21 protein-coding genes are annotated in these 18,986 nt (G+C 67.5%); 9 read left to right on the top strand and 12 right to left on the bottom strand.

From position 1 onward, the window contains the following. Positions 1–56: 56 nt before the first annotated feature. Positions 57–2,264: an LPS-assembly protein LptD gene (locus ACX40P_RS08705; protein WP_459126045.1), complete on the bottom strand. Its 2,208-nt coding sequence runs from the start codon at positions 2,262–2,264 to the stop codon at positions 57–59. Positions 2,265–2,438: 174 nt separating this feature from the next. On the opposite strand from ACX40P_RS08705, the gene ACX40P_RS08700 reads away from it, so the two are divergent. Genes ACX40P_RS08700 through ndk form a run of 4 tightly spaced genes read left to right on the top strand, consistent with a single transcriptional unit; the run spans position 2,439 to position 5,159 of the window. After that, positions 2,439–3,908: a leucyl aminopeptidase gene (locus ACX40P_RS08700; protein ID WP_459125915.1), complete on the top strand. Its 1,470-nt coding sequence runs from the start codon at positions 2,439–2,441 to the stop codon at positions 3,906–3,908. 4 nt (positions 3,909–3,912) lie between these two features. Then, positions 3,913–4,236, top strand: a complete 324-nt coding sequence (locus tag ACX40P_RS08695) for a DMT family transporter (protein WP_459125914.1) — start codon at positions 3,913–3,915, stop codon at positions 4,234–4,236. A gap of 3 nt (positions 4,237–4,239) precedes the next feature. Continuing rightward, positions 4,240–4,680, top strand: coding sequence for a DNA polymerase III subunit chi (locus ACX40P_RS08690; protein WP_459125913.1), 441 nt, complete (start codon positions 4,240–4,242; stop codon positions 4,678–4,680). Positions 4,681–4,736: 56 nt separating this feature from the next. Beyond that, the gene (gene ndk, locus ACX40P_RS08685; protein ID WP_459126044.1) at positions 4,737–5,159 is read left to right on the top strand and encodes a nucleoside-diphosphate kinase; all 423 of its coding nucleotides are present in this window, start codon (positions 4,737–4,739) and stop codon (positions 5,157–5,159) included. 18 nt (positions 5,160–5,177) lie between these two features. On the opposite strand, the gene ACX40P_RS08680 is transcribed toward ndk, so the two are convergent. From ACX40P_RS08680 to purM, 4 genes are all read right to left on the bottom strand, one after another. Next, positions 5,178–5,711, bottom strand: coding sequence for a hypothetical protein (locus ACX40P_RS08680; protein WP_459125912.1), 534 nt, complete (start codon positions 5,709–5,711; stop codon positions 5,178–5,180). A gap of 71 nt (positions 5,712–5,782) precedes the next feature. Continuing rightward, on the bottom strand, positions 5,783–6,160 hold the full coding sequence (locus ACX40P_RS08675; RefSeq protein WP_459125911.1) for an MmcQ/YjbR family DNA-binding protein: 378 nt from the start codon (positions 6,158–6,160) through the stop codon (positions 5,783–5,785). Further along, positions 6,157–6,714 carry a phosphoribosylglycinamide formyltransferase gene (purN, locus tag ACX40P_RS08670; protein ID WP_459125910.1) on the bottom strand — a complete coding sequence of 186 codons (558 nt, stop codon included), beginning with the start codon at positions 6,712–6,714 and terminating at the stop codon, positions 6,157–6,159. The genes ACX40P_RS08675 and purN overlap by 4 nt, the downstream gene beginning before the upstream one ends. Further along, positions 6,711–7,811 (bottom strand): phosphoribosylformylglycinamidine cyclo-ligase, encoded by a 1,101-nt coding sequence (purM, locus tag ACX40P_RS08665; RefSeq protein WP_459125909.1) that lies wholly within the window; start codon positions 7,809–7,811, stop codon positions 6,711–6,713. Before purM ends, purN begins: the two co-directional genes overlap by 4 nt. Before the next feature lie 232 nt (positions 7,812–8,043). On the opposite strand from purM, the gene ACX40P_RS08660 reads away from it, so the two are divergent. The 4 genes from ACX40P_RS08660 to ACX40P_RS08645 are packed head-to-tail and all read left to right on the top strand — an operon-like array spanning position 8,044 to position 13,563. Then, positions 8,044–9,282 (top strand): heavy-metal-associated domain-containing protein, encoded by a 1,239-nt coding sequence (locus ACX40P_RS08660; protein WP_459125908.1) that lies wholly within the window; start codon positions 8,044–8,046, stop codon positions 9,280–9,282. Continuing rightward, positions 9,279–9,917 carry a P-loop NTPase family protein gene (locus ACX40P_RS08655; RefSeq protein WP_459125907.1) on the top strand — a complete coding sequence of 213 codons (639 nt, stop codon included), beginning with the start codon at positions 9,279–9,281 and terminating at the stop codon, positions 9,915–9,917. The genes ACX40P_RS08660 and ACX40P_RS08655 overlap by 4 nt, the downstream gene beginning before the upstream one ends. After that, positions 9,911–12,091: an RNA degradosome polyphosphate kinase gene (locus ACX40P_RS08650; protein ID WP_459125906.1), complete on the top strand. Its 2,181-nt coding sequence runs from the start codon at positions 9,911–9,913 to the stop codon at positions 12,089–12,091. The genes ACX40P_RS08655 and ACX40P_RS08650 overlap by 7 nt, the downstream gene beginning before the upstream one ends. Beyond that, positions 12,088–13,563, top strand: a complete 1,476-nt coding sequence (locus ACX40P_RS08645; RefSeq protein WP_459125905.1) for a Ppx/GppA phosphatase family protein — start codon at positions 12,088–12,090, stop codon at positions 13,561–13,563. The genes ACX40P_RS08650 and ACX40P_RS08645 overlap by 4 nt, the downstream gene beginning before the upstream one ends. Here the strand turns inward: ACX40P_RS08645 and ACX40P_RS08640 are convergent. Both ACX40P_RS08640 and rnd read right to left on the bottom strand, forming a co-directional pair. Next, positions 13,560–13,835: an I78 family peptidase inhibitor gene (locus tag ACX40P_RS08640; protein WP_459125904.1), complete on the bottom strand. Its 276-nt coding sequence runs from the start codon at positions 13,833–13,835 to the stop codon at positions 13,560–13,562. The two genes, ACX40P_RS08645 and ACX40P_RS08640, sit on opposite strands and share 4 nt — an antisense overlap. Next, positions 13,832–15,010 carry a ribonuclease D gene (gene rnd, locus ACX40P_RS08635; protein ID WP_459125903.1) on the bottom strand — a complete coding sequence of 393 codons (1,179 nt, stop codon included), beginning with the start codon at positions 15,008–15,010 and terminating at the stop codon, positions 13,832–13,834. Before rnd ends, ACX40P_RS08640 begins: the two co-directional genes overlap by 4 nt. A 95-nt stretch (positions 15,011–15,105) precedes the next feature. Here rnd and aspS point away from each other — a divergent pair, with 95 nt between their 5' ends. Then, positions 15,106–16,917 (top strand): aspartate--tRNA ligase, encoded by a 1,812-nt coding sequence (gene aspS, locus ACX40P_RS08630; protein WP_459125902.1) that lies wholly within the window; start codon positions 15,106–15,108, stop codon positions 16,915–16,917. Between the two features lie 148 nt (positions 16,918–17,065). Here aspS and ACX40P_RS08625 read toward each other — a convergent pair whose 3' ends face one another. Genes ACX40P_RS08625 through ACX40P_RS08605 form a run of 5 tightly spaced genes read right to left on the bottom strand, consistent with a single transcriptional unit; the run spans position 17,066 to position 18,933 of the window. After that, positions 17,066–17,284 (bottom strand): DUF4170 domain-containing protein, encoded by a 219-nt coding sequence (locus tag ACX40P_RS08625; RefSeq protein WP_459125901.1) that lies wholly within the window; start codon positions 17,282–17,284, stop codon positions 17,066–17,068. Between the two features lie 58 nt (positions 17,285–17,342). Next, positions 17,343–17,732: a hypothetical protein gene (locus ACX40P_RS08620; RefSeq protein WP_459125900.1), complete on the bottom strand. Its 390-nt coding sequence runs from the start codon at positions 17,730–17,732 to the stop codon at positions 17,343–17,345. A 3-nt stretch (positions 17,733–17,735) separates the two neighbouring features. After that, positions 17,736–18,089, bottom strand: coding sequence for a hypothetical protein (locus ACX40P_RS08615; protein WP_459125899.1), 354 nt, complete (start codon positions 18,087–18,089; stop codon positions 17,736–17,738). Beyond that, positions 18,086–18,409, bottom strand: a complete 324-nt coding sequence (locus ACX40P_RS08610) for a phage holin family protein (RefSeq protein ID WP_459125898.1) — start codon at positions 18,407–18,409, stop codon at positions 18,086–18,088. Before ACX40P_RS08610 ends, ACX40P_RS08615 begins: the two co-directional genes overlap by 4 nt. 26 nt (positions 18,410–18,435) lie before the next feature. Then, a complete protein-coding gene (locus tag ACX40P_RS08605; protein WP_459125897.1) occupies positions 18,436–18,933 on the bottom strand; it encodes a hypothetical protein in 498 nt (165 codons plus the stop codon). Positions 18,934–18,986: the final 53 nt, after the last annotated feature.

Here is an 18,986-nt window from a genome sequence, read left to right as displayed (position 1 = left end):
TGCGCGACATGTCGCGGTTTCGCGTCTGTATAGCGCAATTTCGGCTGAACCGTGGCTTAGCGGCCCAGGTTCTTGAACGACAGCGTCAGCAGGTAACTGTTGCCGCGCTGCGCGTCGCCGGTCGTCTCATAGTCACGCTTCCAGGTCAGGCCAAGCCTGAGGCAATCGTCCTCATAAGCGACGCCGACGCGGTGGCGGATCGGCGTGAAGCCATCGGCCTGCGACAGCGGATCTTCCTCCCGATCGGTCAGGTCGACGGTGGCCGAGCCGTAGACCGACCAGAACCGCGCGAACGCCACGCGCCCGCCGACCCGCGCTTCCTCGCGATCCTGCAGATCCTCCTGCGCCGCGGTGATGTTGCGGTTGAGCCGCAGATAGCCGAGCAGCAGATAGGTATCGCGCGTACCCACCGTCGCATCGACCTCGTTTCGCCGCACCGCCAGGCTGTCCTTGTCGAGCCGGTAGCGGTGCGTCAGCGACAGCAATTCGCGGAACCGCACCGTCGTCCGCCCGACGATGTCGGAAAAGCGGTTCGACAGACCCGTGCCGTCCGGCAGGATCGAAGTGCGGTCGCTCAGCCGATAGCTCTGGCCGACCACCGCCGCCACCGACAACCCGTCGCGGTCCAGCGCGTAGTCGATGCCGTAGGTGACGCGCGGGCTGTCCTCGAACCGATCATAGCCGGGGAAGCGGTTGAGCGCGAAGAGGTTCGAATCCTCGAGATCGACCGCGCGTGCATCCTCGTTCGGGATGGCGAGGTTCGCGACCTTGGGACTGGCGACCAGCTGTACGCGCGGCGTGATCCGCTGCGTGCCGCCGAACGCGGTGCCGATGAACGGCCATTTCACGTCGAGCGCGACCGCGCCGATCAACCGGTGCGAGATGCCTTCGTCGCCGCGATAGCTCGCCACGGTGGTCGCCAGCACGTCGTTGGCATTGTAGATGTCGCCGCGGGCATAGGCGGTGAAGGTCACCTCCTGACCCATCGTCGTCAGCCGGCGCAGATCCCAGCGCAACGAGGCAAAGGCGCGCTGCGTATCCTGTCCCTCGGTGCGCGTCAGCGCCAGCGTGTTGAGCTGCATCTCGAACCGCCCGCCGATCAACCCGTCGGCGAAGCGGCGCCGATAGTCGATCTCGGGCAGCGCGATCGGCTGCATCCCCTGGCTGTCGTTCACGCGCAGCGTCTGCACCGACCAGCCGGCGATCGACAGATAGCTGTCGCGGTCGATCCGTTCGACCCGCACGGTGCTGCGCAGGCGGGCGTCGCGCGAGATATCGTAGCGGCGCAGGAAGGTGCGGTCGCTCGCCAGTCGGATCGATTCGCTGATGCTCCATTTGGGGCTCAGCTGATAGCGGCCGCTGCTGTCGATATAGCCGCGGAAGTCGTTCGATGTGGACAGGCTCTGGCCCGTCGTCTGCAGGTCGTCGCTGCGCCGGCTGTAGGTGCCATAGGCATCGATCCGGAATGCCCCCAGGCTGTTCAGCTCGCGATAACCGACCTGCGCCATCGGCAGCGCGCCGGTGAAAATGCGCGGCGTCACCGTCAGGTCGCGGTTCTCCCCGAAGCTGAATAGATAGGGCGCCGCCACCTCGAAACCGTTGACGCGGCTGATGCGGAATTCGGGCGCCAGGAACCCGTCCGCGCTCTTGCCGCCGATCGGATGCGAGAAGCTCGGCAGCGGCAGGCTGGCGATCCCGAAGATCGAGATGCGCGCGCCCTTGTAACGGATGCGACCGACCGCGGGGTCGTAGATGACGCGCACCGCGGTGATCTTGAACGACGGTTCTTTCGGACACCCGCTGCTATCGGTCACCGAACACGGTGTGTAGGCGGCATCCTCGACCGTCACCACGCCGCCGTCCGCCCGGCTGCCCCGCCGCGCAGCCAGCCGCCCGCCTTCGTCGAGCACGACCAGCATGTTGTCGATCACGCCGTCCTTCAGCGAATCGGTCAGCTCGATCCGATCGCCATAAGCGGTGTCGCCCTGCGGATTGGTGACCGCGATGTTGCCCTCGGCGATCACCTGTCCGGTCTTGCGGTTCCACGTCACCGTCTCGGCGCGCAGCCGGTCGCCGCCGCGGTACATTCGGACGTCGCCCTTTGCCACGACCTGATCGGCATCGAATCCGTATTCCAGCGAATCCGCGGAGAACTGAACGTCGTCGCTGTCGGCCGGGCTCGGCGCCTCAGCGACAGGCGCGTTCTCGATCGGGCGATCCTGCAGATCCTGCGCGGCGGCCGGAGCCGCCAGCGGCGCGAGCATCAGCGCGGCGGTCGTCAGAAGGGCGTTGCGCGTCACGACCGAAAACTTCTCCACTCGGCCGGCGCGGCCCCCTTTGGCGGGTCTATCGCATCGACCGGACCGGGCCGCAACGCTTTGCGATACTTCACGAGGCGTCCTACATGGCAGCATCTCGAAGACAGGACGATCCCGTTTATGAAGCTCGCATTCGATTCCGCCGTCCCCGCCGATGCCGCTTTGACCGTCGTGCCGGTGGTGCAGGGCGGTGCGCCAGAGCTGTCGCAGGTTACGTCATACAAGGCGTTCGTGACCGCGGCGGCGACCCAGGCGAAGTTCGAGGGGGAAACTGGAACGATCGCAGATTTCTATGTGCCCACCGCCACGACAGGTGAGGTCCGGCGCGTCGCCCTGCTAGGCGTTGGTGCGGGTGCCGACGAGGATTGGGAGAAGGCGGGTGGCGCCCTGACCGCACGCTATCTGGTCGGCGGGCCGGCATCGCTGACCGTGCAACTCGACGACACCAACGTCGGTATCCACGCGGTCGGTCGTTTCGCTGCGGCATTGCTTCAGCGAAGCTGGCGCTACGACGCGCTCCGTACGAAGCTGACCGAGAAGCAGAAGCCGTCGCTGCATACTGTCACCATCACCGGTGCATCGGATGAGGCGCGTGAAGGTTGGAACGCCTACGCCGCGGTGACCGCGGGGATGGAGCTGACCCGCGGCCTCGTCGCCGATCCGCCGAACCTGCTCTACCCGGAGAGCTTCGTCGAACGCGTCACCGCCTCCGTGGATGGGACCGGCCTGCAGATCGAGGTGCTCGACGAAGCTGCGATGGCCGAGCTCGGCATGGGCGCGCTGCTCGGCGTCAGCCTGGGGTCGCGGCGCGAGGCGCGGCTGCTCGTACTACGCTGGAACGGGGGGGGGGACGGCGCACCGCTGACCGCGCTGGTCGGCAAGGGCGTCACCTTCGATTCCGGGGGCATCTCGATCAAGCCGGCCGGCGGCATGGAGGACATGAAGTGGGACATGGGCGGCGCCGGCGCCGTCGCGGGCGCGATGAAGGCGATCGCCCTGCGCAAGGCGAAGGCCAACGTCATCGGCGTGATGGGTCTCGTCGAGAACATGCCCGACGGCAATGCGCAGCGGCCCGGTGACGTCGTTACCTCGATGTCGGGCCAGACGATCGAGGTCATCAACACCGATGCCGAGGGCCGGCTGGTGCTGTGCGACGCGATCACCTGGGTGCAGCGGACGCACAAGCCTGCACGCATCGTCGATCTCGCAACGCTGACCGGCGCGATGATCGTTAGCCTCGGCAACGAATATGGCGGCTTGTTCTCGAACGACGAGCATCTGGCCGGCGACCTGCTGACCGCCAGCACCGCGTCCGGCGACAAGCTTTGGCGCTTTCCGCTGTCGCCGGCCTATGACAAGCTGATCGACAGCCCGATCGCCGACATGAAGAACGTCGGTCCCCGCGGCGCCGGGTCGATCACCGCGGCGCAGTTCATCCAGCGCTTCGTCGACGACGGCGTGAAATGGGCGCATCTCGACATCGCCGGCATGGTCTGGTCGGACAAGCCCGGCGTCAATCACGACAAGGGCGCGACCGGCTATGGCGTCCGCCTGCTCGACCGTTTCGTGCGCGACGCCTGCGAAAGCTGAGGCGGTGAGCCCCTGGCTGTTTCTCGCTGGCGCCATCACGTTGGAGATCGGCGGCACGGTTCTGCTGAAGCTGTCGAACGGCTTTGAGAAATGGCACTGGGGGGCGCTGTCGGTCGCCCGCTACGCGTCGTGTTTCTGGGTGCTGGCACCGGCCATGAAAAGCCTGCCCGTCGGTACCGTCTATGCCATCTGGGCAGGCGTCGGCATCGTCGCCGCCGCGATCATCGGCGCTCTGGCGTTCGACGAACGGCTGGGCGCGATCCAGCTATTGTGCATCGCGTTGGTCTTGACCGGAGCCGTCGGGTTGCGCCTGACGACGACAGCCTGAGCCATGCAGGTCGATTTCTATCACCTCGTCGCCACGCCGCTCGATCGGGTGCTGCCCCGCATCGCCGAAAAGGTGGTCGCGGGCGGCGGACGGCTGGTGGTGGTCGCCGCGGACGAGGATCAGCGCGCCGGGCTCGACCGGCTGCTATGGACCTATGCTGCCGACAGCTTCCTGCCGCATGCGCAGGCGGGCGGGGCGGGGGACGCCGACCAGCCGGTCCTGATCGCCCCCGAGGTGACAGCTCTGAACGGCGCCCGCAACGTAGCGCTGGTCGACGGGACGTGGCGCGACGCGGCGCTGGCGTTCGACCGCGCTTTCCACTTCTTCGATGGCGAGAGTGTCGGCGGCGCCCGTGCCGCGTGGAAAGCGCTGGCGGACCGTGACGGTGTCGAACGGCGCTACTGGAAACAGGACGACGACGGCCGCTGGACGCAGGCGGCCTGAGCGCCTAAGGGCCGCGCATCTTTCCACCAGTACAAGCACAGGAGCCCGTGACCGTCATGGCCGCGAACCGTACCTTTTCGATCATAAAGCCCGATGCCACCCGCCGCAACCTGACCGGCGCGGTCACGAAGATGCTGGAGGAGGCCGGCCTGCGCGTCGTCGCGTCGAAGCGCATCCAGATGACCAAGGAGCAGGCCGAGGGCTTCTACGGCGTGCACCGCGAGCGTCCGTTCTTCAACGATCTCGTCAGCTTCATGATCTCGGGCCCCGTCGTGGTGCAGGTGCTCGAGGGCGAGAACGCCGTCCAGCGCAACCGCGACATCATGGGCGCGACCAACCCAGAGAACGCCGACGCCGGCACGATCCGCAAGGAACTGGCCGAATCGATCGAGGCGAACTCGGTGCACGGTTCGGACAGCGACGAGAATGCGGCGATTGAGATCGCCTATTTCTTCAAGCCGGAAGAACTGGTCGGCTGATCCGATTGGGAAGGGGGTTCACACCCCCTTCCACATGGCATCGAGGCGGCGCTGGTCGCCGCCTGGTTGCCGCCGGACGAGTCCGCGCAGCATGAAGGCGCGGCCGCTTAGCAGACCACCCGGCTCCGTTCGCCAGAGCAGGTCATACGTAGCGGTTTCGCTGCGATCGCCGTCATCGGCGGTGCAAGTCGCGGCAATCATCACCGGCACGCGACCTTCGCGACGGTCGGCGCCGCCATCCGTCAGTTTCAGCATCGGCGTGGCAAGCCATTCGGCCTCGATCCGGTGCGTGACGACGGTAGTCTTGTCGCCCACGCCCAGCGTTGTCGGAAAGATAATCTTAGTCGTCTGAAGCGGGCAGTCGGCCTGCGACCTGAGCTCGATGCCGGACCTGTCGATTGCGGAGGTCGTCAGCGTCACGCGATGCCGCTGCGCGTTCTTTTCAGCCGCATCGCTGCGTCGTGCGGTTTCTTTCTCCGCGGCGGCATCGCGGCGGTCCTGATATCCGCTCCAGAACGTCAGCCCTGCGATCACGACACCGGCCACCGCCACGGCTTCGCCGATCGAAATCCAGCGGCGGCGTATCGCACGGCTTTCCGCCTTTTCCGCCGGCGTCTCGTCACTCACCGTCCGCCCGCCTCCAGCAGCGCGCGCGGCGCGACCATTTCCCAGCTCTGGGCCACGCGGTCGCCGATATGGTCCCAGTCGGTGCCCGGCACATCGGTGCGGATCGCGATCCAGCCCGATGCCCCGAGATAGGCGGGCTTGAAATACAGCGCCGGATCGCTCTCGATCAGCGCATCCTGCTCGTCGCTGCCGGTCGTCTTCACCATCACCGCGGTTTCGCCGTCTCCGTGGTGATCGTGCCAGATATAGGCGAAGAACTTGCCGTCCTCGATCAGGAAACCCGGTGCGCCATGCGACACGCGCTCGGTCGCGCCCGGCAGGACGAGGGCCAATTCACGCAGGCGGTCGAGGTCGGCAGAATAATCCGGGCTCATCGCGTCACGAACTCCGCAAGGACTGTCGGGTACAGCAAATGCTCCTGCACCAGCACGCGTTCCGCCAGATCGTCGGCGGTGTCGCCTGGCAGGATCGGGACGCTGGCCTGTCCCAGCACCTCGCCGCCGTCCAGTTCCTCGGTTACGACATGCACCGAACACCCGCCTGCCGCATCCCCCGCCGCGATCGCACGGGCGTGGGTGTCGAGCCCCTTGTACTTCGGCAGGAGCGACGGGTGGATGTTGATGATCCGCCCACGCCAGCGCGACACGAACTCGTCCGACAGCAACCGCATATAGCCCGCCAGCGCAATCGTCTCGACGCCCATCGCGCGGAACATCGCGTCGAACGCCGCCTCACGCGCAATCTTGCCTGTCGGGCCGACGAAGGTCGTGACGCCGTGCGACGCGGCATGGGGCAGGCCGACGGCATCGGCCTTGTCGGACGCGACGACGACGATCTCGTACGGACAATCCTCGCCCTGCGCCGCCGCCAGCAGCGCCGCCATGTTCGATCCCCGGCCGGAGATGAGGACGCCGACGCGGTGCCTCATGCTGAATGCGTCGCCGACCACGGCGCGCGCGCGCTCCATGTCTCCGGCCCGCCGGTGACGGTACAGCCGCGCGGACCCTCACGCACCTCACCGATCCGGAACACGGTTTCGCCCGCCTCGGTCAGAGCGGCAGACACGGTATCGGCATCCCCCGGCCCGACGATCACCACCATGCCGATCCCGCAATTGAAGGTCCGCGCCATCTCCTCCGGCTCGATCCCGCCCTGCGCCTGCAGGAACGCCATCAGGCGTGGCTGTTCCCAGGCGCCGGCATCGACGAACGCATGGCAATCGGCGGGCAAGACACGTGGGATATTCTCCAGCAACCCGCCGCCGGTGATGTGGGCAAGTCCGTGGATAAGTCCGGCATGGAGCTGTGGAAGCAATGACCTGACATAGATTTTCGTCGGCGCCATCAGCGCGTCGATCAGGCGGATATCGTGATCGAAGACGGCGGGGCGGTCGAGCTTCCAGCCGCGATCCGCGGCGAGCCGACGGACCAGGCTGAATCCGTTCGAATGCACGCCCGACGATGCCAGCCCCAGCATCACGTCCCCGGCCGCGACGCGGTCGCCGGTCAGCAGCTGCTCGCGCTCCACCGCGCCGACGCAGAAGCCGGCAAGGTCGTAATCGCCGGCGGCATACATGCCCGGCATCTCGGCGGTTTCGCCGCCGATCAGCGCACAGCCGGCCTGCTTGCACCCTTCCGCGATGCTCGTCACCACGCGCTCGGCGACCGCGGCATCCAGCTTTCCGCTGGCGTAATAGTCTAGGAAGAACAGCGGCTCGGCGCCCTGTACGATCAGGTCGTTGACGCACATCGCGACCAGATCGATGCCAACTCCGTCGTGCGCGTCGTGATCGATTGCCAGCTTCAGTTTCGTGCCGACGCCATCGTTCGCCGCGACGAGCAACGGATCCTTGAACCCCGCCGCCTTCGGATCGAACACGCCGCCGAACCCGCCCAGATCGGCCTCCGCGCCCGGTCGCCGCGTCGCGCGCGCCAGCGGTGCGATGGCACGGACCAGCGCATTGCCGGCGGCGATCGAGACGCCGGCGTCGGCGTAGGTGTAGGGGGAGTTCCGTCGGTCGGTCATCGGCGCGCCTCGAAAAATATCCGTTCGTGCTGAGTAGAGGCTGAGTAGCCGCGACAGCGGCGTATCGAAGACTCGTATCGAAGCACCGCCCCGGACCCTTCGATACGCCATTTCGACTTCGCTTAATGGCTACTCAGGGCGAACGGATGGGGAAAGCTTCGCTCTCAACGGTCGTCCCCTAGCCACAACGCGCTTGGATTTCCACGCCCGCTTCGCCACAAGAGCGCGGACTATGGCCGTGCGACGCATATCCGGGACGCTGAAGATCGTGCTTGCCGCCGCCGCGCTCGCTGGCGGGGCCGCGCTCGCGCAGATCGAGGGCGGCGATCGCGGTGCGGCGCCGGTCGACAGCTCGGGTGATTTCGAGGTGAGCGGCATCGCCATCGACGTCGGCGGCAAGACCGCGGAAGCTGCGCGGCTTGCGGGTTGGCGCCTCGCCCAGCGGCGCGGGTGGCAGTTGCTGTCGCAACGCCTGACCGGCAACGCCGGCAGTCTGCCGGACGGCGCACTCGATTCGCTGGTGACCGGCATCGTCGTCGAGAACGAACAGATCGGCCCGACCCGCTATGTCGCGCGGCTCGGCGTCCTGTTCGACCGCGGTCGCGCCGGACAGGTGTTGGGCGTGTCTACCGCCTTCGACCGGTCCCCGCCGATGCTCGTCATCCCCGTCCTCTGGTCGGGCGGGGCGGGGCAGGCGTTCGATCGCACCACGCCGTGGCAACAGGCGTGGGCGCGCTATCGCACCGGCAACAGCGTCATCGACTATGTGCGCCCGGTCGGCACCGGCGCCGACCCGCTGCTGCTGAACGTCGGCCAGACCGGACGGCGCGGGCGCGGCTGGTGGCGGACGATCCTCGACCAATATGGCGCGAACGACGTCGTGATGCCTGAGGCGCGGCTGTACCGCAGCTATCCCGGTGGGCCGGTCATCGGCGTCTTCACCGCCTTCTACGGCCCCGATCGCGTGCCGCTGGCGCGCGCAGTGCTGCGCGTCGAGGACAGCGATGCGATCCCCGCGCTGCTCGATCGCGGCGTTGCCCGGCTGGACGAGGCCTATCAGACGGCGATGCGTGGCGGGCGGATGCGCACCGACGCGCTGCTCGCCCCGCCGCCGGCACCCGAAGTTTCGCCGACGCCGACCGCCACGGCCACTGACGGCATCACCGGAACCGAGGATGTCCTTGGCGTCACCGGAACCGCCGTCACCATCCAGTTCGACACCCCCGCCGCCGCGTCGATCACCGCCGGCGAAGCCGCGTTGCGCGCAATCCCCGGCGTGCGTCAGGCGACGACCACCAGTCTCGCGCTCGGCGGCGTCTCCGTCATGCGCGTCACCTATGACGGTGATCCTGCCGCGCTGCGGGCGGCGCTGGAGGCACGGGGGTGGACGGTGCAGGAGGGCGGGGGGACGCTGCGCATCCGTCGGGCGGCGCCCGCGCCTGCGCCCGCCGCCTCGCCCACCGGGGGATGAGTCAGCTCGACCTGCCGCTGCCCAAGCCGGTCAGCGCGCGACCGGAGGAGTTCCTGGTCGGCCCATCGAACACCCGTGCTGTCCATGCCATCGAACATTGGGGCGCGTGGCCGGTCATGACCGCGCTGCTGGTGGGCCCGCGCAAGTCGGGCCGCAGCATGCTGGCGCGGCTGTTCGTCGGTGCCAGCGGCGGCCAGATGATCGACGATGCCGATCGCGCGGGGGAGGCCGACCTGTTCCACGCCTGGAACCGCGCGCAGGGCGAGCGCCGCCCGCTGCTGCTGGTGGCGGAGGCGCCGCCACCCGAATGGGCGATCCGCCTGCCCGACCTGCGCTCCCGCATCGCCGCCAGCCAGCTGCTGACGCTCTATCCGCCCGACGACGTGCTGGTCCGCGACCTGCTCGTCTATCTGTTCGAACGTCGCGATCTCGACGTGCGGCCCGACCTGATCGCGTGGCTGCACAAGCGGGTCGAGCGCACGCATCTGGCGGTGCTGCGCCTCGTCGACCGGCTGGAGGAGGTGGCCGACGCCCGCCGCACCCGCCGCCTGTCGATACCCGTCGTGCGCGAAGCGCTCGCCGAAAGCGGGCTCATAACGGGATTGTCACACAAGCAGGGCAATCTGGCATGGTGACCCATCTTCGCTCGCTCGAAATCGAACCCGTCGATCCGCCGCCACCGCCGCCCGGTCGCTACTTCAACCGGGAGCTGTCGTGGCTCGCGTTCAACCGGCGCGTGCTGGAGGAGGCGTGCAATGCCGCGCATCCGCTGATGGAGCGCATCCGCTTCCTGTCGATCTCGGCATCGAACCTCGACGAATTCTTCATGGTGCGCGTCGCCGGCCTGCTGGGACAGCAGCTGCAGGGCATCGAGCAGCGCTCGACCGACGGCCTGACACCAAAGCAGCAGCTGGCGGCGATCGTGCAGGAGGCGGACCGCCTCGTCGACAGCCAGCAGGCGGTGTGGCGCGATCTGCGCGCGGCGCTGGAGGAACAGTCGATCACCGTCCTCGACGCCGACGAGATCGAGGACGAGCTGGCGACGTGGCTGGCCGGGCATTTCCGCGAACAGCTGTTCCCGATCCTGACGCCGCAGGCGCTCGATCCCGCGCACCCGTTCCCGTTTATCCCCAACGCGGGCCTCAGTGTCATCTTCGATCTGGTTCGCCAGTCCGATGCCGAACCGATCCGCGAGCTGGTGCTGCTCCCCGCCAGCCTGCCGCGCTTCATCCGCCTGCCCGGCGACGGTGCCCGCTTCGTCACGATCGAAACGGTGCTGAAGCGCTTCTCCGGCCTGCTCTTCCCCGGTTACGACGTGCGCGGCGCCGCCGCTTTTCGCATTTTGCGCGACAGCGACATCGAGCTGGAGGAGGAGGCGGAAGACCTCGTCCTTTATTTCCGCACCGCCATCAAGCGCCGCCGCCGCGGCCGCGTGATCCGGCTGGAGATGGAAACCGGCATCGGCGCCGAGCTGGAACAGGTGCTGAAGGAGGAGCTGGACGGCGCCAAGGCGATCCTGACCGAAACCGGCGGTTTCCTGGGGCTCGGCGATCTTGCCATGCTGGTCGAGATCGAGCGCCCGGACCTGAAGTTCACGCCCTACACGCCGCGCTTTCCCGAACGCATTCGCGAATTCGCCGGCGACTGCTTCGCCGCGATCAAGGCGAAGGACATCGTCGTCCACCACCCGTACGAAAGCTTCGACGTGGTGCTCGAATTCATCAAGCAGGCGGCGGCCGATCCCGACGTCATCGCCATCAAGCAGACGCTCTACCGCGCCGGCAAGCAATCCGCGGTCGTCAACGCGCTGATCGCTGCCGCCGAGGCGGGAAAGTCGGTGACCGCGGTCGTCGAGCTGAAGGCTCGCTTCGACGAGGAACAGAACCTGCTCTGGGCCTCCGCGCTGGAGCGCGCGGGCGTGCAGGTGGTCTACGGCTTCATCGACTGGAAGACGCATGCCAAGGTGTCGATGGTCGTGCGGCGGGAGGCGGGCGCCTATCGCTCCTATTGCCACTTCGGCACCGGCAACTACCACCCGGTCACCGCGCGCATCTATACCGACCTCAGCTTCTTCACCGCCGATCCGCGGATCGGGCGCGACGCCGCGGCGATCTTCAACTACGTCACCGGCTATGTCGAACCGGGCGAGCTCGAATTGCTGTCGATTTCGCCGCGCGACCTGCGCGACCGGCTGATCCGCCTGATCGACGACGAGATCGTCAATGCGCTGTCGGGCAAGCCAGCGGGCGTTTGGGCGAAGATGAACTCGCTGGTCGATCCCGCGATCATCGAGAAACTGTACGAGGCGAGCGGGGCGGGGGTGGAGGTCGACCTGATCGTCCGGGGCATCTGCTGCCTGCGCCCCGGCGTGCCCGGCATGTCCGAACGCATCCGTGTCAAATCCGTCGTCGGCCGCTTCCTGGAACACAGCCGCATCTGGGCGTTTTCGAACGGCGACGTGCTGCCGAACGACGGCGCGAAGGTGTATCTTTCGTCCGCCGACTGGATGCCGCGCAACTTCGACCGGCGTGTCGAGTATATGTTGCCGGTGCTGAACGAAACCGTCCACGATCAGGTGCTCGACCAGGTCATGGTCGCCAACCTCATCGATGCCGAGCAGAGCTGGGAATTGAAGAGCGATGGCGAATATGAGCGGGTATCGGTGCCGGAGGGCGGGCAGGGCTTCAACCTCCACCGCTATTTCATGACGAACCCGTCGCTCTCCGGCCGCGGCGCCGCGATGGGCGTGCGCCGGTCGGTGCCGAAGCTGACGTTGCGCGGCCGGCGTCGCAGCAGTCCGCCCGCGTGAGCACATCCGCGTCGCGCGGCGCACGGACGGCGGTGATCGACATCGGATCGAACTCGATCCGTCTCGTCGTCTATGAAGGGGCGGCGCGATTGCCGGCGACCATCTTCAACGAAAAGGTGATGGCCGGGCTGGGACGCGCGCTAGCAGAGACGGGGGCGATTGACGCCCCCGCAATGACGCTCGCGAAGGCGGCGCTGGCGCGCTTCGCCTGGCTGGCACGCGAAATGGGCGTGACCGATCTGCGCACCGTCGCGACCGCCGCGGTGCGCGACGCATCCAACGGCGGCGAACTGCTCGCCGCCGCCACTGCGCTCGGCCTGACGGTCGAGACACTGTCGGGCGAGGAGGAGGCGAGCGGCGCGGGCTTTGGCGTGCTCTCCGCCATCCCCGACGCCGACGGCATCGTCGGCGATCTCGGCGGCGGCAGCCTCGAACTCGTCCGCATCGTCGCCGGCGCCGTCACCGATCGCGCGTCCTTCCCGCTCGGCGTGCTGCGCCTCGCCGCGCTGCGGTCGAAGCGCAAGGGCGCGTTCGAGGAGAAGGTCGCCGCGATGCTGGCCGAGGCCGGCTGGACAGGGCGCGGCCGCCGGCTGCCGCTCTACATGGTCGGCGGGTCGTGGCGGGCGCTGGCGCGGCTCGACATGACGCTGACCGGCTACCCGCTGCCCGTCATCCACGGCTATACGATGACGCCGGTCGAGATCGCGCGGGTCGGGCGGTCGCTGACACAGCTCGACAAATCGCGGATCAAGGCGATCGCCGATATCTCCAGCGCGCGCGTACCGACGCTGGGAGATGCCGCCGCGCTGCTGGCGGTGCTGTGCCGCACGTTGGGCAGCAGCCACGTCGTCGCCTCCGCGCACGGCCTGCGCGAGGGACTGCTCTATGCCCGGCTCAGCCCCGCCGAACGCCTGCAGGATCCGCTGATCGTCGCCGCGCGCGCGGAAGGGGTGCGGCTCGGTCGCTTCCCCGAACATGGCGACATCCTCGACGCCTGGATCGCCCCGCTGTTCGCGAGCGAGGATGCTGACCTCGCCCGGTTGCGTCATGCCGCCTGCCTGCTCGCTGACGTTGGCTGGGCGGCAAATCCCGAATTTCGCGCCGAACGCGGTGTCGAGGTCGCGCTGCACGGCAACTGGGTCGCGATCGATGCACGCGGGCGGGCGCTGGTAGCGCAGGCGCTGCACACGTCGCTGGGCGGTGGCACCGATACGCCCGATCCGCTCGGCCGGCTGGCCCCGCACGACGAACTGGGGCTGGCGGCGCGCTGGGGGCTGGCGATGCGGCTGGGCCAGCGGCTGTCGGGCGGCGTGTCGGGACCGCTGGAGCGCACCCGCCTCGCGATCGACGGCAAGCTCTCGACGCTGACGGTGAAGGCCAATGATGCCGCACTCTACGGAGATACGGTGGAACGCCGTCACAAGGCGCTCTCCGCGTCTCTAAGTCTGGAGCCTAGACTGATCGTCGCCTAGCCGCAGGCGAGGCTCACGATCCGCCCCGCGTCGTCGATCCGCACGGTCAGTCGGTCGGGCCGGAAATCCATCGTCACCATCTGACCTGGCCGGACGGGACGGATCGTCCTGGCGCCCGTCCATTTGCGCAGCTCTGCTTCCGTCGTCGCATCGTACACCCGTCCGATGAACCCCTGAACATCGGCCGCGGCGCACGGACCGGGTGTTACTGTCCGGGTCACCGTGCAGCCGCCCAACAGCGCCAGACCTGCGATCACCGCGACCCGAATCATGTGTCGTCCTCGCCCTCGCGCGTCATCTTCAGCTTGCCGCCACGCACCATGAAGCCCAGCCGTCCCTCGACCAGATCGAGCGCATCGCGACCGAACTGGTCGTAGCGCCAGCCCTGCAGGATCGTCAGACCCTCACGCGCGCCCGCCGCCAGCGCCTCGAGCTCGTCGCTGCGCGCCAGCAGCCGTGCCGCGACGTTGATGTCGCGCGCTCGAATCTTCAGCAACAGCTTCAGCAGGTCGGCGACCAGTGCGCCGTCCTTGCCCAGCGACGGCCCGCGCTCGTCGCGCGCCGGCATCTCGTCGGCGGGCATCGGCCCGGCGCCTTCGATCGCGGCCATCAGGCGACCGCCGATGTCATTGCCGGCCCAGGATGCGGCGAGGCCACGGACCTTCGCCAGATCGGCCTGCTTGCGCGGCGGATTGCTGGCGAGGTCGGCGATCGTCTCGTCCTTGGCGATGCGGCCTCGCGGCAGGTTCTTGCCCCGCGCCTCCATCTCGCGCCACCGCGCGATCGCCTTCAGCCGACCCAGCACCTCGGCCTTGCGGCTGTTGATGCGCACCCGCTGCCACGCGGTATCGGGGTCGTTGCGATAATTCTCCGGATCGGCGATCCGCTCCATCTCTTGGTCGAGCCAGTCGCCGCGCCCGGTCTTGCGCAGCTTCTCCAGCATCTTGGGGAAAATCACCGACAGATGCGTTACGTCGGCGATCGCATAGGTGATCTGCCGGTCGTCGAGCGGCCGGCGCCCCCAGTCGGTGAAGCGCGCGCCCTTGTCGACCTGGATCCCCAGATAGCAGTCGACCAGGTTGGAATAGCCCACCTGCTCGCCCTGACCGAGCGCCATCGCCGCGATCTGCGTGTCGAACAGCGGGTAGGGGGTCTTGCCGGTCAGGTTGTAGACGATCTCGAGATCCTGCCCACCGGCGTGGAAGACCTTCAGCACGTCCTCGTTCTCGACCAGCAGATCGAGCAGCGGCTTCAGGTCGAGCCCGGGCGCCAGCGGGTCGATCGCCGCCGCCTCCTCGGTATTCGCCACCTGGATCAGGCAAAGCTCCGGCCAGAAGGTATTCTCGCGCATGAACTCGGTATCGACCGTGATGAACGGCGATTCGGCGAGGCGGGCGCAGAGGTTGGCGAGGGTCGCGGTGTCCTCGATCAGCGGGTGGATATGCATAAGCGGGCGTGCATAGCCGCGTGCGCGCGCCTTGACAAAGGGCGTCGTGGGGGGGAGGGCGCGGGCGTCCCGGATATCACTGTAAAGTTGAAACGATGCACGCCTATCGCACCCACACCTGCGCCGCGCTCCGCTCGAGCGACGTCGGACAGACCGTCCGCCTGTCGGGCTGGATCCACCGGAAGCGCGATCATGGCGGCGTGCTGTTCGTCGATCTGCGTGACCATTACGGCATCACCCAGGTCGTCGCGAAGGCGGGCAGCCCGATGCTGGCGCTGCTCGACGGCCTGCGCGTCGAGACGGTCGTGACCGTCACCGGTGAGGTGGTGTCGCGCGGCGCTGAGGCGACGAACGCAAACTTGCCGACCGGCGAGATCGAGGTCGTCGCGGCCGAGGCGTCGGTGCAGTCGCCCGCGCAGGAGCTGCCGCTGCCGGTCGCGGGCGAGGCCGATTATCCCGAGGACATCCGCCTGCGCTACCGCTTCCTCGACCTGCGTCGCGAGAAGCTGCACGCCAACATCCTGCTGCGCTCGAACGTCATCAGCTCGATCCGTCACCGCATGGTCGATCAGGGCTTCACCGAATTCCAGACGCCGATCCTGACCGCGAGCAGCCCCGAGGGCGCGCGCGACTATCTGGTCCCCAGCCGCGTCCATCCCGGCAAGTTCTACGCGCTGCCGCAGGCGCCGCAGATGTTCAAGCAGCTGCTGATGGTCGCCGGCTTCGACCGTTATTTCCAGATCGCGCCCTGTTTCCGCGACGAGGATGCACGCGCCGACCGTAGCCCGGGCGAGTTCTACCAGCTCGATTTCGAGATGAGCTTCGTCACCCAGGACGACGTGTTCGACGCGATCGAACCCGTGCTGCACGGCGTGTTCGAGGAATTCGCCGACTGGCAGGGCAAGGGCCGCACCGTCTCGGCGCTGCCGTTCAAGCGCATCCCCTACCGCGAATCGATGCTGAAATACGGCAACGACAAGCCCGATCTGCGCAACCCGATCGTCATCACCGACGTCAGCGATCACTTCCGCGGCTCGGGCTTCGGCCGCTTCGCCTCGATGGTGGAGGGTGGCGACGTCGTCCGGGCGCTGCCCGCGCCGAACACGCATGAGAAGAGCCGCAAGTTCTTCGACGACATGAACAGCTGGGCGCAGTCCGAAGGCTTCCCGGGTCTGGGCTATGCGACGCAGAAGGACGGCGTATTCGGCGGCCCGATCGCCAACAATCACGGCCAGGACGGGATGAAGGCGATCGCCGAGGCGCTGGGCCTTGGTCCCAACGACGGCATCTTCTTCTCGGCCGGCAAGGAGGCGCAGGCCGCCAAGCTCGCCGGTCTGGCGCGCACCCGCGTCGCCGAACAACTCGGCCTGATCGACGACAAGCGTTTCGAATTCTGCTGGATCGTCGACTTCCCGATGTTCGAATATGACGAGGACAACAAGAAGGTCGATTTCAGCCACAATCCCTTTTCGATGCCGCAGGGCGAGATGGACGCGCTGGAGACGAAGGATCCGCTGGATATCCTCGCGTATCAGTACGACATCGTGTGCAACGGCATCGAATTATCGTCGGGCGCGATCCGGAACCACCGGCCGGAAATCATGTACAAGGCATTCGAGATCGCGGGCTATACCCGCGAAGACGTCGATACCAACTTCGCGGGCATGATAAACGCGTTCAAGTTCGGCGCACCGCCGCACGGCGGCTCGGCGCCCGGCATCGACCGCATCGTCATGCTGCTGGCCGACGAGCCGAACATCCGTGAGGTCATCGTCTTCCCGATGACGCAGAAGGCGGAGGACCTGATGATGGGCGCGCCCAACGTCGCGACCCCGAAGCAGCTTCGCGAACTGCACATCAAGCTGGTGGACGGTCCGAAGGCGGGTGTGGCCGCGAAGACCGAATAGGCGACACTATCACGTGCTCCCGCGCAGGCGGGAGCCCAGGATTACGAAGCGCTATGCATGTGGCTCTGGGCTCCCGCCTGCGCGGGAGCACGGCTTGGCTTGCATCGGACTTGGATTGAAAATCCGCGCACTGCCACAATCATCATAATTAGTGCGGCAGTTCGGGCTCCAGCAGGCGGTGCAAGTGCACCAGCACGTACTTCATCTCGGCATCGTCAACCGTCTTCTGCGCCGCGGCGCGCCAGGCCTTTTCGGCGCTGGCATAGTCGGGGAAAATCCCGACAACGTCGATCTTGGACAGGTCGGCGAAATCCAGAGTCTGCGGATCGGTCACGCGACCGCCGAAGACGAGGTGCATCTTGCTCATGTGAAGGCTCCCGGGGGTGTTCGCAGGTGCAATAGACCGCGACACCCCCGGGTCAACATCAAGCCGCGTCGGACTTCTTCGTCTTCACAGCCTTCACCGCGCTGTCGAGCACCTTGCGCGCCGTCTCCTTGGCGGCATCGCGGCTGAGAACCGATGTGCTGAGTTGTTCCTTGCCCGTGGCTTTGGCCGCGGCAAAGGCGGCGACGGCACCCTCGGCCAGCTTCTTGCCGACCGGCTTCAGCGCATTCTTCTCCTGTGGTGTGCGCGGCACCAGCGCCCCGGCGATCAGCCCGACGGCCAGCCCGCCGACGAGGACGCCGACGGGGTTCGATTCCAGTCCGGCCAGCGCGCCACGCGCGTTGTCGAGTGCCTTGTCGCGGGCTTCACGGGCCTGGTCGCGCTTGCGCTTCGGCTTCGACTTGTCCTTGGAAGTCGCGGTTTCTGCCATGGTCTATTCCTTCGTCGGGGCCTTCGCCCGGGTTCGTGGTTTCAACTCGCGGGGTTCGGCGGCGGTTGCATCGCCCTTCCCACGGAACAGGGGGCGCAGGCTCCGCTTGATTGGCTTGCGCGCGAGGATCACGCCGATGAGCGCAGCGGCGACTGCGACGACGGCCGGCTGTTCGCGCGCCGTCGCCAGACCGGCCTTCGCCGCCGCCTGAGAGCGATCGCGCACGCCAGACACGGTTTCCCGTGCCAGCGCCCGCGGTTCCAGCCGGACCTTCGCCTCCGCCACCGACGTGTCGAGCTGCGCCTTCGCAGCAGCGACCCGCGCCCGTGCGGCGAGAAGTTGCGGATCGACCGTCATTCCGCCCCTCCGAACGCCGCAGACAACTGCTTGCCGGCCAGCCAGCCGAGCACGCCCGCTATGGCGAGGGTCGCGATAACGACGACGCCGGTCGCGCCGAGCGGGCCGATCAGCGTCGCGAGCGACAGGATCAGTCCGACCAGCAAAGCCCCGAACGCTGCGATCGCGAGCACCGCCGCCAGCACGCCGAAGACGATTCCGCTCTTGCCCGCACGAATGCGGACGCGCGCCACCGTCTTGTACAGCTCGACCTGAGCGGCGGCATAGGCCTTCGCATCCTCGGCGACCTGAGCAACGGTCGCGCCGATGCCGTCCTTCACGTCATTCGCCACGCGATCAGTGCCGCTCAGCGATCGCGGTTCGCGTCGACGCCCGACCACAGCACGCGCGCCAGCACGAAGCCGACCGCGGCCGCCGCACCGATGGCGACCCCGGGCGACTTCTGAACGAAGACGCGTGCATCATCGAGCAGGTCGTCGACGCTCTTGTCCTCCAGCTTGCGGGAAAAGTCCGACACCGCGCTTGACGCGCTGCGGGCATAGCCGCCGAACTGCACGCCGACCTTGTCGTCGATGGTGACCGCGGCGTCGTCGATCGCCTTGGCGAGCTCGCCCAAAGCGCCGGTCGCACGCGCCTTGCCGTCGTCGGCGAAGCTGCGGATGCGGTCGGTCGCCTGACCGGTCAGCTTGCCGGCTTCCTCTTTCACGACCGTCGTCGCGCCGCGGCGGCGGGCGGCATCGAGCGTCTCGTCGCTTGTCCCGAGTTCGGTGGACGCGGTCGTCTCCGGCGTGAACTCGATATCGAGCGGCTGCTGCGGGGTGGTGGTGTTCGTTTCGTCGGCCATGGTCGAAGCCCTTTCATTGATACGCGCCCACAACAATGCCCGGGCGGCGGCGG

The organism is Sphingomonas sp. RS2018, from assembly GCF_054489605.1.
Note: the sequence above shows the minus strand (reverse complement) of the source record. Positions and strands in the feature narration are given on the sequence as shown.